The organism is Lelliottia sp. 7254-16, from assembly GCF_002922995.1.
Lineage (GTDB): Bacteria > Pseudomonadota > Gammaproteobacteria > Enterobacterales > Enterobacteriaceae > Enterobacter > Enterobacter jeotgali.
Map to the genome: position 1 here is coordinate 59570 of NZ_PQVS01000013.1, position 14683 is coordinate 74252.

A 14683-nucleotide genomic window follows, 5' to 3' on the forward strand; every position below is an offset into this window, starting at 1 on the left:
GGTAACTGCTATGGCCTTTCGCGACCAACCTTTAGGCGAGCTGGCGCTCTCCATTCCACGCGCATCTGCGCTGTTTCGTAAATACGATATGGATTACTGCTGTGGCGGGAAGCAAACGCTGGCGCGTGCGGCTCTGCGTAAAGAGTTGGATGTTGACGCGATTGAAGCCGAACTGGCGCAACTGGCCGAGCAACCGATAGAGAAAGACTGGCGCAGCGTGGCGCTGGCAGAAATCATTGACCACATCATCGTGCGTTATCACGATCGCCACCGTGAACAACTGCCGGAATTGATTCTTCAGGCGACGAAAGTCGAGCGCGTACATGCGGATAAGGCCTCCGTACCGCGCGGCCTGGCGAAATACCTGACCATGCTGCATCAAGAGCTTTCAAGCCACATGATGAAAGAGGAGCAGATCCTGTTCCCGATGATCAAGCAGGGCATGGGTAGCCAGGCGATGGGGCCGATCAGCGTCATGGAAAGTGAGCACGACGACGCGGGCGAGCTGCTGGAAGTGATCAAACACACCACCAATAACGTCACGCCACCGGCGGATGCTTGCACCACCTGGAAAGCGATGTACAACGGGATCAACGTATTGATCGACGATTTGATGGAACACATCAGTCTGGAAAACAACGTCCTGTTCCCGCGCGCATTAGCCGGGGAATAAAAAAAGCCCGGTGGCGGCTTCGCCTTACCGGGCCTACATCTCGTGCATTTTTTGTCTTCGTAGGCCGGATAAGCGCAGCGCCATCCGGCTACAGAATTAACGCACGCCTGCCATACGTTTCTTACCGATAAACAGCCAGCCTAACCCCAGCGCGATGAACCACAGCGGCGTCACGATCAGCGCCTGACGGGTGTCATCTTCCAGCGTCAGCAGAACCAGTACAAACACGAAGAACGCCATGCAAACCCAGCACATCAGCTTGCCAAGCGGCATTTTGTAGATTGATTTTTCATGCAACTGCGGACGCTGTTTGCGATACACCAGGTACGAGCACAGAATAATCGTCCAGACAAACATGAACAGGATAGCCGACACCGTGGTAATCATGGTGAATGCGCCAATCACGCTCGGGTTGACGTACAGCATCACCACACCGCCCAGCAGACAGATGCAGGAGAAGGTCAGCCCTTTCGCCGGAACCGCGCGTTTGGACAGCTTGGCGAACGCACTCGGCGCGACGCCTTCCTGCGCCAGACCGAAAAGCATACGGCTGGTGGAAAACACACCGCTGTTCGCCGAAGAAGCCGCCGAGGTCAGTACCACGAAGTTAATCAGGCTGGCCGCAGCAGGCAGACCCACCAGAACAAACAGCTCAACAAACGGGCTCTTGGTTGGGACAACGGAGCCCCACGGCGTCACGGACATAATCACGATCAGCGCGAAGACGTAGAACATGATGATACGAATCGGAATCGAGTTGATCGCACGTGGCAGGGATTTCTCCGGATCTTTGGTTTCCGCAGCGGTGGTGCCCACCAGTTCAATACCCACGAAGGCGAACACCGCAATCTGGAAGCCCGCGAAGAAGCCGCTCAGCCCTTTCGGGAACCAGCCGCCGTCATTCCACAGGTGCGTAAAGGATGCCTGCACACCGGTCGGCGACTGGAAGTGCGTCAGGATCATCACCAGACCGACCACAATCAGCCCAACGATAGCGACGATTTTGATCATCGCGAACCAGAACTCCATCTCACCGAACATTTTGACGGTGGCGAGGTTAAGGCTCAGCAGCAGAACGATTACCGCCAGCGATGCCACCCAGTCGGAAAGGCCGGGGAACCAGAATTGTGCGTAGGCCGTTATGGCGACGACGTCCGCCATGCCGGTGACCACCCAGCAGAACCAGTAGGTCCAGCCGGTAAAGTATCCCGCCCACGGACCGAGCAGGTCGGAGGCGAAGTCGCTAAAGGATTTGTATTCGAGATTCGAGAGCAGCAATTCACCCATTGCACGCATCACGAAGAACAGCATAAAACCGATGATCATATAGACGAAGATGATCGACGGTCCGGCAAGACTGATGGTTTTACCTGACCCCATGAACAGCCCTGTGCCGATGGCACCGCCGATGGCGATAAGCTGAATGTGACGGTTTGTGAGATTGCGCCGTAGCGACTGTTCAGACGATGCCTCTTCGTCGGCAACGACTTTTACCTGATCTACCATGTGATTTTTTCCTGTTTGTGCCTGTCTGTGTTGTTAGGCTCTTCTGGCCTTTAAATACGTCAAAAAAAGACGGTCCCGTAAAAGGACTCATCGATAGTAGGTAAGAATCGGCGGGATGAATACTATGAAATAGATATTATGTTAATAATATGTTTAAAGTGAGTGTCATATCACTCATACAACGCGAAACAGCTCACAAAAATACACGCAACTCGGCTGTTTGCAAGATTAAATATTGATATCGGCGTAACTATAGGTTTTCTCACTATTTCCTCCCCCGCAGCGGGAGAGGAAATACGTGTGCCGATTACAGGATTTCCAGCAGCTCGACTTCAAATACCAGGGTGCTGAATGGCGGGATAGACGCGCCAGCGCCACGCTCGCCGTAGGCCAGGTTCTGTGGGATAGTCAGTTCCCATTTGGAACCAACTGGCATCAGCGTCAGCGCTTCGATCCAGCCAGGGATCACGCCATTGACCGGGAATTCAGCCGGTTCGCCACGCGCAACGGAGCTGTCGAACACAGTACCGTCGATCAGTTTGCCGGTGTAATGCACGCGTACATGGTTGGTGCGCGCAGGAATCGCGCCTTCGCCCTGAGTGATCACGCGGAATTGCAGGCCAGATTCGGTGCTGTTAACACCTTCTTTCTCGCGGTTTTCTTCCAGGTATTTCACGCCTTCAGCGGCCATTTCTTCGAAACGCTCACGGCGAACGGCATCCGCACGCTCGTGAACTTCGCGCAGTGCGCGATGTACAACGTCTACCGGTACAGCCGGGTGTTTGCCTTCCAGCGCATCAGCGATGCCCGCCACCAGTGCTTCAGGTAACAGTCCTTCCAGGCCGGATTCGCTCAGCTGCTGTCCTACCTGCAAACCGATACCGTAGCTTGCCTGCGCTTCGATAGTGTCAAAAGTCGGGGTGGTCATGGGTTTTCCTTCCATCACATTTAAAGTAGCGGGCAGCATATCAGCCACGCCCTTATGGGTAAAACTTTGTCTGAAGTAAAGATGACAAACAGCGGCGAAACAGAAACAATAGGGGCGACCAGGTGTTTTCCTAAACATGAGTCACACGAGTCGGGTTTACTACGCCATTCAGGCAGTTAGCAGACTATACTTCTCAGGACAGGATTATAATGATGCGGAGCAGGAGGAGAGCCATGCCCGGGCGATTTGAACTGAAACCTACCCTGGCGAAAATCTGGCACGCGCCGGACAATTTTCGCATCATGGACCCGCTGCCGCCGCTGCACCGCCGAGGCATTATTATTGCGGCGCTGGTGGTAGTGATCGGATTCCTGCTTCCTTCAGGCGATGACAGCAGTGATGTGCAGCCCGTGAGCCGCAACGCTCAGCTGGATATTCAGTCGCAGTCACGGCCACAGCCCGATCAACAACCGATGCAAACGCAGCTGGTCACACCGTCTAACGATCCAGGCCTGGTAGCACCGGTCTCGCCGGAGCCCGTTCAGGAAGAGCAACCGCAGGAACAGGCAGCCGCGCCCGTTCGGTCGCAGGCGCAACAGCCGCCAGGTATTGATCAGCAGTGGCGCGCGTATCGCGTCGAGCCGGGCAAAACGATGGCGCAGCTGTTCCGCGACCATAATCTGCCACCGACCGATGTCTATGCGATGGCGCAGGTCGAAGGCGAAGGAAAACCTCTGAGCAACTTACAGAACGGGCAGATGGTGCAGATTCGCCAGAACGCCAGCGGCGTGGTGACGGGCCTGACGATTGATACCGGCAACGGCCAGCAGGTGCTGTTTATGCGTGAACAAAACGGCAGCTTTATGCGAGTGAAATAACCGAGATGCCCGGTCGTGCCGGCCGGGCGTTCATATCAGACCGCTTTTTTCGCCTTATTCACCCACCAAATCCCCGAGCAAACCAGCACCAGCGCGATCGCGTATTTGATATCCAGAATGTTTTCCCCAAGGAAAATGGCCGACAGCACCGTCCCCGCGACGGGGATGACAAAGTTGAACGGAGCAATCATGCTCACGCGGTTTACTTTCAGCAGCATACTCCACAGGGCAAAGGCCACGGACGACAGCAGGGTCAGATAGCCGAGCACGGCCACCGCCGCCATACTGTGTACTTCCAGCGTTCCGCCCGTCGCATAGCCACCGGCCACCAGAACAGCACCGCCAATCCCCAGCTGCCAGCCAGTCATCACCGTCGGATCGACGGTTTGCGAAATACGTTTACCGTACAGCGTGGCAGCAGACAGGATAAACGCCGCCAGTACCACAAAACCATCACCCTTCCAGACAAAGCTAAAATCCATCAATCCACTGTTGAAGTTCACCAGCATCACACCTGCAAAACCGAGAACACAGCCGATGGTTTTGTTATAGCTAAGCTTGTCGTTCTGATAGATAAAGTGCGCCAGCAGTACGCTGAAGAAAGTCCCGGTCGCGTTCATTATCGAGCCTTTGACGCCGGTCGTATACGCGAGGCCGATATAGAAGAACGTGTACTGGATGGTCGTTTGTGTCAGACCCAGCAACGTCAGCTGCCCAAACTGCCGTGGCGTGAGCCGGGCAATGGGTTTGCGCTGGGCCAGCGCAAACATCAGCAACAGCATACCTGCGAAGAGAAAACGGTAACCGGCAAAGACCACTTTCGACGGAATATCGTCGGTAGCAATCTGGAAAAGTTCGTAGCCACTTTTGATCGCCGGATAAGAGCTACCCCATAACAAACAACACAGTGTAGCGCTTGCGTAGGCGATATTCTTTCGGGCGAAAACGGGGACTGAAGGAGAGGCTTCCATAGCAAATCTCAAAGATAAAATTGCGTTTCAATTATTATCAGGGAATGCGAGAGGAATAGCTACCATACAAGACGCAGGGTGTGATTTTGGCGGGGCTTAAAAAAACAAAACGCCGGCACAAGGCCGGCGCTTAAACGCTAACAGAGTAAAAAATTACTCAGCTACAACGTTAACAACCAGTTTAGCGAACACTTCGCTGTGAACCTGGAAGTCCACTTCGTGCTCACCAGTGGTACGCAGAACGCCGTTCGGCATACGAACTTCGCTCTTAGCCACTTCAACGCCAGCTGCAGTTACAGCGTCAGCGATGTCGCGAGTACCGATAGAACCGAACAGTTTACCTTCGTCGCCTGATTTAGACGCGATGGTAACGGTGCCCAGTGCATTGATTGCTTCAGCACGAGCATTAGCAGCCGCCAGAACGTCAGCCAGTTTGGCTTCCAGTTCAGCACGACGGGTTTCGAAAAACTCAACGTTTTTCTTAGTAGCAGGAACAGCTTTGCCCTGTGGAACCAGGAAGTTACGAGCGTAGCCCGCTTTAACGTTAACCTGATCACCCAGGCTGCCCAGGTTTGCTACTTTATCAAGCAGAATAACTTGCATTACCTTATCCTCTTAAAGTCGTATTAATGGACCGTGCCCGATTACTGATGACGATCAGTGTACGGCAGCAGAGACAGGTAGCGAGCGCGTTTGATAGCGCGAGCCAGCTGACGCTGATATTTTGCACGAGTACCGGTGATACGGCTTGGGACAATCTTACCGCTTTCGGTGATGTAGTTTTTCAGCGTTGCGATATCTTTATAGTCGATCTCTTGAACGCCTTCCGCTGTGAAACGGCAGAACTTGCGACGACGGAAATAACGTGCCATATGGCTAGTCTCCAGAATCTATCAAATCAATCTGCTCGGCATGCAGAACCATTTTGCTCAGGCCGTTCTTTGCCTTGTGGCAAGAAATGAACCCCTGAACGATTACTGCGCTACCGACCGTTATACTGTGAGTAATGGCCTGGTTTTCGTGTCCGCTAATAATAACGGGCATTTGGCACCACGCCTGCCGGTGAAACCCGGCTTCCTCCTGCACAGAACGATGCTCAAGCACGAACTGGCAATGAGGAATTCCTGATGGGCTGACCTTACGAAGGGGGGTCCTGCACACGGTACCGGACAACACCAGACGGTTGGTCATCAGAAATTACTCTTCAGAATCCCCAGCATCAGAATCATCTGCGGTTTCGTTTGCGAAATCATCGCGACGCTCACGGCGCTCGTCTTTCGCTTTAACCATCGGAGATGCTTCGGTAACTGCGTTCTTAGTACGCATTACCATGCTGCGGATAACGGCGTCGTTGAAGCGGAAGTTAGTTTCCAGCTCATCGATCGCTTCCTGCGGAGCTTCAACGTTCAGCAGAACGTAGTGAGCTTTGTGCAGTTTGTTGATCGGATAAGCCAGCTGACGGCGGCCCCAGTCTTCCAGACGGTGGATCGTACCTTCTGCTGCAGTGATTGCACCAGTGTAACGTTCGATCATACCCGGAACCTGTTCGCTCTGGTCAGGATGGACCATAAAAACGATTTCGTAATGACGCATCGAATTGCTCCTTACGGATTATTCAGCCTCCTGTCTGGGTCAGCCGCGGCCCATGGAGGCAAGGAACGTGTTAAAGGGCGGCCGAAAAATTGACGCGTCATTCTAATTGCGAACCCTAAAAAACTCAAGCTGATTGCACAAATAATTCGCACAAAGCGTGAAGCCGGTCTAAGTAGATGATTTAAAATTAGTCACATCGGGTAGCGCTACTTTTTTGAACAACAGCATCAGAAATGGTCGCCATTCCCCACAATATTAACGATTACACTTTAATCAGACCCCATCCGAACAGCACAGGAGAGGTACAAACCGTCACACAGCACGCAGTCGTGGAGCGCATATCATGAAAAACATCGTAATTGCCATTCTGGCTGCGCTTTTGCTTAGTGCAAACGCGATGGCAGCCATCAAGATAGACGGTCGACAGGCCAGAAATATGGATGATGTGCAGAGCTTGGGCGTAATTTACATCAATCATAACTTCGCCACCGAAAGTGAAGCAGATCAGGCGCTGAATGAAGAGACCGATGCACAGGGCGCAAAGTACTACCACGTCATTTTGACCCGCGAGCCCGGTAGCAACGGCAATATGCACGCCAGCGCAGATATCTATCGATAAGACTTTGACGCTAGCACCAGGAAAGCCAACAACGAAAATATAGCCATAGTTTGACTTGCCCCCTGCCCGGGGGCTTTTTTTATTTCTGCCCGTAATAGGCATTTGGACCGTGTTTGCGCAGATAGTGCTTGTTCATCAGATAGCTGTCGATGGGCTGAAGCTGTGGATTGATACCGCGCGCAATCCACGCCATTTTCGCCACCTCTTCCATCACCACCGCATTGTGCACCGCATCGTGCGCATTTTTGCCCCACGAGAATGGACCGTGCTGCCAGACGACAATTCCCGGCGTATGTAGCGGTTCGCGCTCACCGACCGTCTCGATGATGACTTTCCCGGTATTTAGCTCATATTCGCCCTGCACTTCTTCTTCGGTTAACGCGCGGGTACAGGGGATGTCACCAAAGAAATAGTCAGCGTGCGTGGTGCCAAGCGCCGGGATGGCCAGCCCCGCCTGCGCCCAAGCCGTTGCATGGGTCGAGTGGGTATGCACCACGCCGCCGAGGGACGGATAACGGCGATAAAGCGCCAGATGGGTGGCAGTATCCGAAGAGGGGTTCCATTTCCCGTCAATAACGTTGCCGTCCAGATCTACCACCACCATATCCTCTGGCTGCATGACGTCATATGCCACACCGCTGGGTTTGATCGCCACCCACCCGCGTTCACGATCGATCGCGCTCACATTACCCCAGGTAAACGTCACCAGACCGTAGCGCGGGAGATCCATATTGGCGTCAAACACTTGCTGTTTAAGCTGTTGCATGAGACGCCTCCAGCAATCCGGCCCGCGCCATCCGCTCGCGTACCCAGTCGCGGGCTTTCGCCACTTCGGCGAGCGGGTCGTCTGACGTTTCACTCCACATCTCAATCAGGTACGGCCCACAATAGCCACTCTGTTTAAGCGTCCGGAAGCATTGTTCGAAATCCACAACCCCGGTGCCGAACGGGACATTTTTGAATACGCCAGGAAGTGTGTCTTTGACGTGAACCGCCACGATATGCCCGCGACCTGCCTGCAACTCCATTTGTACGTCGTTATCCCACGCCGACAGATTGCCGATATCAGGATAAAGCTGGAACCACGGATTATTGAGGTAGTGTGCATAGCCAAGCGCTTTGCTTATGGAGTTCATCAGCGGGTAATCCATGATCTCCATCGCCAGCGTCACCTGCGCACGGCTGGCCATGTCGACGCTCTCTTTCAGTCCCTCACGAAAACGACGGCGAGTTTCATCATTCGCTTTCTGATAATAGACGTCATAGCCTGCCAGCTGGATCACACGAATTCCAACATCCTGCGCAAACGTGATGGCTTTGCGCATGATCTCCAGCCCCTGGTCGCGAATCAGATCGTCTTCACTACCGAGTGGAAAACGACGATGGGCACTCAGGCACATTGACGGCACCCGCACGCCGGTTTCCGCCACCGCGTTGACTAGCTTCAGACGCTCTTTACGACTCCAGTCGAGACGAGAAAGGCGTAGATCTGTTTCATCCACGGACATTTCAACAAAATCGAATCCCAGTTTTTGCGCAAGCTGTAAGCGCTCAAGCCAGCACTCACCGGCGGGAAGAGCTTTTTCATAGATACCGAGCGGAGCTTGTGTAGACAACATACCCGCTCCTTATCCCCACAGCTGGGCGATGGAGCGTTTGAACTGACGCGCGGCTTCAACCGGAGACGCGGCATCGCGAATGCTGCGACCGGCAATAAAGACGTGGATTGGAATCCCTTTAAACAGCGGTAAGTCTTCCAGCGCCAGACCGCCCGTCACCGTCACTTTAAAGCCCATATCCGAAAGACGTTTGATGGCGCTGATGTCCGCGTCGCCCCAGGCAACACCGGCGGCCTGCGCGTCGCGGCTGCGGTGATAAACCACCTGCTGAATACCCGCGTCGTGCCACTCTTTCGCCTGTTCCCAGGTCCAGTAGCCGGTCAGTTCAATCTGCACATCGCCGTTGAACTCTTTTGCCACTTCCAGCGCGCCTTTGGTGGTGTTGATATCCGCGCAGCAGATCACCGTCACCCAGTCGGCGTTGGCTTCAAAACACATACGGGAGAGAATTTTCCCCGCATCGGCAATTTTGGCATCGGCCAGCACAATTTTGTGCGGATACAGAGCTTTCAGGTCACGCACCGCGCGCACCCCCTCCCCGACGCAAAGAATAGTGCCGACTTCGATGATGTCGACTTCTTCTGCAATCAGACGCGTTGTTTCGTACGCGTGAGCCATCGTTTGGTTATCCAGAGCCACCTGCAACATTGGTAATGACATTTTCAATTCCCTATTAAACTGTCGCCGCATTGGCGCTATCGATTAATTCCAGAACGTCCTGCTCGGTACGACAGGCGCGTAGGCGGTCGAAATTGGCTTCATCATCAAACAGATTCACGATCTGCATGATGCCCACTTCCTGATGGGTGGTGGCATCAACTGCCGCCATAGTGATCAGGATATCGACCGGGTCGTTGTCTTCGTGGTTAAACACCAGCGGTGTTTTCAGCGTCACCAGCGCGAAGCCGGTTTTTTTGACGCCCTCTTCCGGGCGACCGTGTGGCATGGCAAGGCCTGGCGCAATGACGAAGTACGGGCCGTGCTGCGCCACGCCGTCGAGAATGGCCTGGTAGTAGCGCGGCTCAACCACATCGGCCTTAACCAGCAAATCAACGCCCAGTTTGACAGCCTCCTGCCAGGTGCTGGCCTCGGCCTGCAGCTGGATGGAACGGTTTTCCGCCAGCGAATCACGTAATTTCATGTCGCGTCCTTATTTGATGTCGCCGGGGAAGTGCTCTTTGATGACGTCCATCAACTTTGGACCGAAATCGGCGGCGGAGAGCATATTGCGCACGCCCACCACATATTTATTGCCCGTCACCGTGATTTCGCCTGCAATATGCGTTGAGGCAATAATGATATCCGCCCCGCTTAGCTCGCTTTTGTACTCGCCTACGGCGCAGCTGTTCACCGTGTGGCTCACACCTTCCCCGGTGAGAAACTGGTCCACTTTCATTTTCATGATCATGGAGCTGCCCTGTCCGTTACCACACACTGCCAGAATACGTACGGTCATAATCAAAACTCCTTGTTAGGCAGAGTGCTCTGCCAGCTGTTTCTCTGCGTCTTCTTCAGCGCGCAGTGTGCGCCCAGCGAAGACCATATAAACCAGTGCAATCAAGATAATGACGGCCATAAAGGCCAGGCCGACAGAGGCGAAGCCCTGCATCATCGGTGGTGCCAGAATCGACCAGTCCGCCATGCCCATCCACGCGCTCATACCGGTGAGTTTGACCGCCCACACGCAGCCAAAGATTTCTATCATCCCCATCACCAGGCAAATTTTGACAGCCGCGCGCCAGCCGCCGAAGTGGTTAGCAAAGACACCAATAGTGGCGTTAGAGAAGAACATTGGGATGAAGCCAGGGATGATCAGAATGGAAGAGCCACAGCCGACCAGAATGCCAACCGCAATCAGCTGGCCGATAGTGCCCCACATAAAGCCCCACACCACCGCATTCGGCGCAAAGCTGTAGATAGCCGCACAGTCAATGGCCAGAACGGCACCGGGAATCAGTCGCTGGGAGATACCGTTGAATGCTTCGGAAAGCTCAGCGACAAACATGCGCACGCCCTGAGTGATGATGAAAATCGCCACCGCGAACTGGAAGCCTGTCTGCAGAATGTAGATAGTCCAGTGGGTTTTCCCGGCCATCGCCTGCACCACGTCAATGCCAAAAGAGAGCAGAATCGCGCCGAAGAAAATGGTCATGACAATCGCCGTGGAGACGATGTTGTCGTGGAAAATGTTCAGCCAACCGGGGAGTTTGAGGTCTTCCACGCTCTCCTCTTTCTTTCCGAGGTATGGCGCGACTTTATAGGCGATCCACGAGGCAAATTGCTGCTGATGTCCGATGGAAAAACCGCAGCCGTCGGTCACTTCCTGCGTCGGCTTGTACATCATGTTGGAGGTGATGCCCCAGTAGAGCGACACCAACACCGCCGTGCAGATAATGGTGGTCCACATCGGGTAGCCAAAGATAAAGAAAAAGACGGCAATCAGCCCGGCCTGCTGGAACATGATATGTCCCGTCAGCATGATGGTACGAATGCCCGTGATCCGGCGCAGCAGCACGTAAGTGATATTCAACGCCAGCGCGAGCAGCACCGCATAGCCAACCCAGCTGTAAGCATCACCCATGCGTTCTATGGTCGCCATCATCGACGCGTAGGTATCCGAAATCGCACCATTAATGCCGTAAACTTCTGACATTTTGGCGACAACGGGCTTAAACGTGCTGGTCAAAATACCCGATCCCGCCTGCAACAGCATAAAACCGATAATCGTTTTGATGGTGCCTTTGACGATCACACTCGCGCTTTTACGCAACAGGATATAGCCGAGACAGGTCACAATACCCAGCAACAGCGGCGCGTTGGTCATTACCTGATTGAAGAAGACGGTAAAGACGCTGTAGAGGATTTCCATAACACACTCCAGAAAGTGAGGGCACAAAGGACAAACTGCGTAAGAGAAGTGCCCTCACTCTAGTAATCACAAATAATCACCACAAGATTGAATTTGATTATTTGTGACGCGTCACGCAAATTATTTCCCTGCACTTCATAATGATTTTCATTCCATACGCATGAATCATAATTTATTCTTTTAATTTAGATAATTAACACAAACCCAGAAATAAGAATCGCATTCTTCACTTCCTGTTACTTCGATGTGTTACATCAATGATTATGCAAAATCGTCGTTGCAATGCTGATTTAATGGTGACAAAATAAATCATAACAAATCACTAAATGATTATTTATGATTAAAAAGGGAGTTGAACAATGAGTAAAGTGAAATCCATCACCCGTGAATCATGGATTCTGAGCACCTTCCCGGAATGGGGCAGCTGGCTGAATGAAGAGATTGAACAAGAGCAGGTCGCACCAGGCACTTTTGCAATGTGGTGGCTTGGCTGTACCGGTATTTGGCTGAAATCAGAAGGCAGTGCCAATATCTGCGTCGATTTCTGGTGCGGCACCGGCAAACAGAGCCACGGCAATCCGCTGATGAAAGACGGACACCAGATGCAGCGCATGGCAGGCGTCAAAAAACTACAGCCAAACCTGCGCACCACGCCGTTTGTGCTGGATCCGTTCGCCATTCGTCAGATCGATGCGGTGCTCTCGACTCACGATCATAACGATCATATCGACGTCAACGTGGCCGCAGCAGTCATGCAAAACTGCGCGGACGATGTGCCGTTTATTGGGCCACAAACTTGCGTCGACTTGTGGATTGGCTGGGGCGTGCCGAAAGAGCGCTGCATCGTCATGAAACCGGGCGACGTGGTGAAAATCAAAGACGTGGAAATTCATGCGCTTGATGCGTTCGATCGTACCGCGTTGATAACCCTCCCAGCCGACCAAAAAGCCGCAGGTATTCTGCCGGATGGCATGGACCAACGTGCGGTAAATTATCTGTTCAAAACACCGGGCGGATCGCTTTATCACAGCGGCGACTCTCACTATTCCAACTACTATGCTAAGCACGGCAACGAACACAAGATCGACGTCGCGCTCGGCTCATACGGAGAGAACCCGCGCGGTATTACCGATAAAATGACCAGCGCCGATATGCTGCGTATGGCGGAAGCGCTCAACACCAAAGTGGTGATTCCGTTCCATCACGATATCTGGTCAAACTTCCAGGCCGATCCGCAGGAAATTCGGGTCCTGTGGGAGATGAAAAAAGATCGTCTGAAGTACGGATTCAAGCCGTTTATCTGGCAGGTGGGCGGCAAATTTACCTGGCCGCTGGATAAAGATAATTTCGAATATCACTACCCGCGTGGCTTTGATGATTGCTTCACCATTGAGCCGGATCTGCCGTTTAAATCGTTCCTGTAACCAAAGAACAGCTTTCGCCAGGCCAGTGCGCCTGGCGATTTTCTCTTTTGCTTAGTATTTTCAGGCTATTTCAAATATCATCTTTTAAAATCAATTTTTTTCGGAATAGCTCATGACGGAAGCGCAACGGCATCAAATCTTACTGGAACTCCTGGCACAAAAAGGTTTTGTCACCGTCGAACAAGTGATTGATCGTCTTGAAATATCCCCTGCCACGGCGCGCCGCGATATCAATAAGCTCGATGAGAGCGGTAAGCTCAAGAAAGTGCGCAATGGCGCGGAAGCCATTAGCCAGCAACGCCCACGCTGGACGCCAATGAATATTCATCAGGCGCAGAATCACGATGAGAAAGTGCGTATCGCCCGCGCCGCTTCGCAACTGGTGAATCCCGGTGAAAGCGTGGTGATTAACTGCGGTTCGACGGCTTTTTTACTGGGCCGTGAAATGTGCGGAAAACCGGTACAAATCATCACAAACTATTTGCCGCTGGCCAACTATCTGATCGACCAGGAGCACGAAAGCGTGGTGATCATGGGCGGCCAGTACAACAAGAGCCAGTCCATCACCCTCAGCCCACAGGACAGTGAAAACAGCCTGTACGCCGGGCACTGGATGTTCACCAGCGGCAAAGGGCTGACCGCCGATGGGCTGTACAAAACTGATATGCTCACGGCGATGGCGGAACAAAATATGCTGAATGTCGTCGGGAAACTGGTGGTGCTGGTCGACAGCAGCAAAGTGGGCGAACGAGCCGGAATGCTGTTCAGCCGCGCCGAGCAGATCGACATGGTGATCACCGGTAAAAGTGCTAATCCGCAGATCCTGCAAAAACTTGAGGATCTGGGCGTCAAAATCCTGCGCGTTTAAAGGTTTTTACGGAAAAAATCAGTGGTGGCATCCAGCGCCGTGGGCGTAATGCGATGCCGCACGCCCGCTTCCCACAGGCAGGTCAGGTTATTATCCAGCCCCTCTCGCACAAGCGCCTGCTGCAAACGCAACGTTTCGGCGGCAGGCACGATATCATCGGCCTCGCCGTGCCACAGCAACAGTGGGCGGTCGGCCAAACGCGGCAGCGCGTGAGTCACGTCCCAGTCAGCGAGCGAGGCGAGAACCGCGTCGACATCCTGCGCCTGGGGCGGAAATAGCGTCTGAGAAAGCGTCGAAAAATAGCCCGACCCCATTAAGCTCGCCACGCACTTCACTTCCGGATGGCGTGCCATGATCCCGAGTGCGGTCATTCCCCCCATCGACGCACCTGCTACAGCGAGACGTTCATCGGCCACCAGCCCCGCCTGATAGAGCGCATCTCTTAGCCCGGAAAACTCGCCCAGGCTGCCCTGTAAGATTTGCCAGAACTGGCCCAAACGCGTCTGCTCATCACCCGAAAAACGCGAACCGTGATCGGGCGCATCGGGCATCACCACACGAAATCCTGCCTGCGCCAGCGCGACCGCAAAGTAGCTGTAAACCAGTTTAGATGAGGTAAACCCATGATAAAAAATCACAAGTGGCAATGGTTGCTCACTCAATCCAGCCGGGAAAGCGTGTAGAATTTCATGCTCACCAAGCTGCTGCGTCTTTAGTTCAATCATTGCCGATCCT

The 14683-nt window shown here is 53.4% G+C and carries 19 protein-coding genes; 5 read left to right on the forward strand and 14 right to left on the reverse strand.

Annotated elements, in window-relative coordinates; genetic code table 11:
• The first annotated feature begins 10 nt into the window (after window positions 1-10).
• Window positions 11-673: an iron-sulfur cluster repair protein YtfE gene (gene ytfE, locus C3708_RS16780; RefSeq protein ID WP_103949832.1), complete on the forward strand. Its 663-nt coding sequence runs from the start codon at window positions 11-13 to the stop codon at window positions 671-673.
• Between the two features lie 96 nt (window positions 674-769).
• On the opposite strand, the gene cycA is transcribed toward ytfE, so the two are convergent.
• Entirely contained in the window at window positions 770-2179 is a 1410-nt protein-coding gene (gene cycA / locus C3708_RS16785; RefSeq protein WP_095280506.1) for a D-serine/D-alanine/glycine transporter, read from the reverse strand.
• 307 nt (window positions 2180-2486) lie between these two features.
• Complete coding sequence (gene fklB / locus C3708_RS16790; RefSeq protein ID WP_174348693.1) at window positions 2487-3107, reverse strand: FKBP-type peptidyl-prolyl cis-trans isomerase; 621 nt, start codon at window positions 3105-3107, stop codon at window positions 2487-2489.
• A gap of 233 nt (window positions 3108-3340) precedes the next feature.
• Between fklB and C3708_RS16795 the strand changes: the two genes are divergently transcribed.
• Window positions 3341-3985: an OapA family protein gene (locus C3708_RS16795; protein ID WP_095280504.1), complete on the forward strand. Its 645-nt coding sequence runs from the start codon at window positions 3341-3343 to the stop codon at window positions 3983-3985.
• A gap of 35 nt (window positions 3986-4020) precedes the next feature.
• Here C3708_RS16795 and C3708_RS16800 read toward each other — a convergent pair whose 3' ends face one another.
• From C3708_RS16800 to rpsF, 5 genes are all read right to left on the reverse strand, one after another.
• A complete protein-coding gene (locus C3708_RS16800) occupies window positions 4021-4956 on the reverse strand; it encodes a DMT family transporter (RefSeq protein ID WP_103949833.1) in 936 nt (311 codons plus the stop codon).
• A gap of 153 nt (window positions 4957-5109) precedes the next feature.
• Window positions 5110-5559 (reverse strand): 50S ribosomal protein L9, encoded by a 450-nt coding sequence (rplI, locus tag C3708_RS16805; RefSeq protein ID WP_095280502.1) that lies wholly within the window; start codon window positions 5557-5559, stop codon window positions 5110-5112.
• A gap of 41 nt (window positions 5560-5600) precedes the next feature.
• Complete coding sequence (gene rpsR, locus C3708_RS16810) at window positions 5601-5828, reverse strand: 30S ribosomal protein S18 (protein ID WP_000135199.1); 228 nt, start codon at window positions 5826-5828, stop codon at window positions 5601-5603.
• 4 nt (window positions 5829-5832) lie between these two features.
• Window positions 5833-6147, reverse strand: a complete 315-nt coding sequence (gene priB / locus C3708_RS16815; protein ID WP_014068638.1) for a primosomal replication protein N — start codon at window positions 6145-6147, stop codon at window positions 5833-5835.
• A 6-nt stretch (window positions 6148-6153) separates the two neighbouring features.
• The gene (gene rpsF, locus C3708_RS16820) at window positions 6154-6549 is read right to left on the reverse strand and encodes a 30S ribosomal protein S6 (RefSeq protein ID WP_011915632.1); all 396 of its coding nucleotides are present in this window, start codon (window positions 6547-6549) and stop codon (window positions 6154-6156) included.
• 343 nt (window positions 6550-6892) lie between these two features.
• Between rpsF and yjfY the strand changes: the two genes are divergently transcribed.
• Entirely contained in the window at window positions 6893-7168 is a 276-nt protein-coding gene (gene yjfY / locus C3708_RS16825) for a DUF1471 family protein YjfY (protein WP_095280501.1), read from the forward strand.
• Between the two features lie 79 nt (window positions 7169-7247).
• On the opposite strand, the gene C3708_RS16830 is transcribed toward yjfY, so the two are convergent.
• The 6 genes from C3708_RS16830 to ulaA are packed head-to-tail and all read right to left on the reverse strand — an operon-like array spanning window position 7248 to window position 11656.
• Window positions 7248-7934, reverse strand: coding sequence for an L-ribulose-5-phosphate 4-epimerase (locus tag C3708_RS16830; protein ID WP_103947880.1), 687 nt, complete (start codon window positions 7932-7934; stop codon window positions 7248-7250).
• Window positions 7921-8787: an L-ribulose-5-phosphate 3-epimerase gene (locus tag C3708_RS16835; protein ID WP_103949834.1), complete on the reverse strand. Its 867-nt coding sequence runs from the start codon at window positions 8785-8787 to the stop codon at window positions 7921-7923. Before C3708_RS16835 ends, C3708_RS16830 begins: the two co-directional genes overlap by 14 nt.
• A 9-nt stretch (window positions 8788-8796) precedes the next feature.
• Window positions 8797-9447 (reverse strand): 3-keto-L-gulonate-6-phosphate decarboxylase UlaD, encoded by a 651-nt coding sequence (gene ulaD / locus C3708_RS16840; RefSeq protein WP_095280498.1) that lies wholly within the window; start codon window positions 9445-9447, stop codon window positions 8797-8799.
• A 13-nt stretch (window positions 9448-9460) separates the two neighbouring features.
• Window positions 9461-9928 carry a PTS ascorbate transporter subunit IIA gene (ulaC, locus tag C3708_RS16845; RefSeq protein ID WP_095280497.1) on the reverse strand — a complete coding sequence of 156 codons (468 nt, stop codon included), beginning with the start codon at window positions 9926-9928 and terminating at the stop codon, window positions 9461-9463.
• Between the two features lie 9 nt (window positions 9929-9937).
• Window positions 9938-10243 (reverse strand): PTS ascorbate transporter subunit IIB, encoded by a 306-nt coding sequence (gene ulaB / locus C3708_RS16850; RefSeq protein WP_095280496.1) that lies wholly within the window; start codon window positions 10241-10243, stop codon window positions 9938-9940.
• Window positions 10244-10258: 15 nt separating this feature from the next.
• Complete coding sequence (gene ulaA, locus C3708_RS16855) at window positions 10259-11656, reverse strand: PTS ascorbate transporter subunit IIC (protein WP_103947878.1); 1398 nt, start codon at window positions 11654-11656, stop codon at window positions 10259-10261.
• A 359-nt stretch (window positions 11657-12015) separates the two neighbouring features.
• Here ulaA and ulaG point away from each other — a divergent pair, with 359 nt between their 5' ends.
• Together ulaG and ulaR are read left to right on the forward strand one after the other, a co-directional pair.
• Window positions 12016-13080, forward strand: coding sequence for an L-ascorbate 6-phosphate lactonase (gene ulaG, locus C3708_RS16860; protein ID WP_103949835.1), 1065 nt, complete (start codon window positions 12016-12018; stop codon window positions 13078-13080).
• A gap of 112 nt (window positions 13081-13192) precedes the next feature.
• Window positions 13193-13948, forward strand: coding sequence for an HTH-type transcriptional regulator UlaR (gene ulaR, locus C3708_RS16865; RefSeq protein ID WP_103947877.1), 756 nt, complete (start codon window positions 13193-13195; stop codon window positions 13946-13948).
• Here ulaR and yjfP read toward each other — a convergent pair.
• Window positions 13945-14673: an esterase gene (gene yjfP, locus C3708_RS16870; RefSeq protein WP_103949836.1), complete on the reverse strand. Its 729-nt coding sequence runs from the start codon at window positions 14671-14673 to the stop codon at window positions 13945-13947. The two genes, ulaR and yjfP, sit on opposite strands and share 4 nt — an antisense overlap.
• Window positions 14674-14683: the final 10 nt, after the last annotated feature.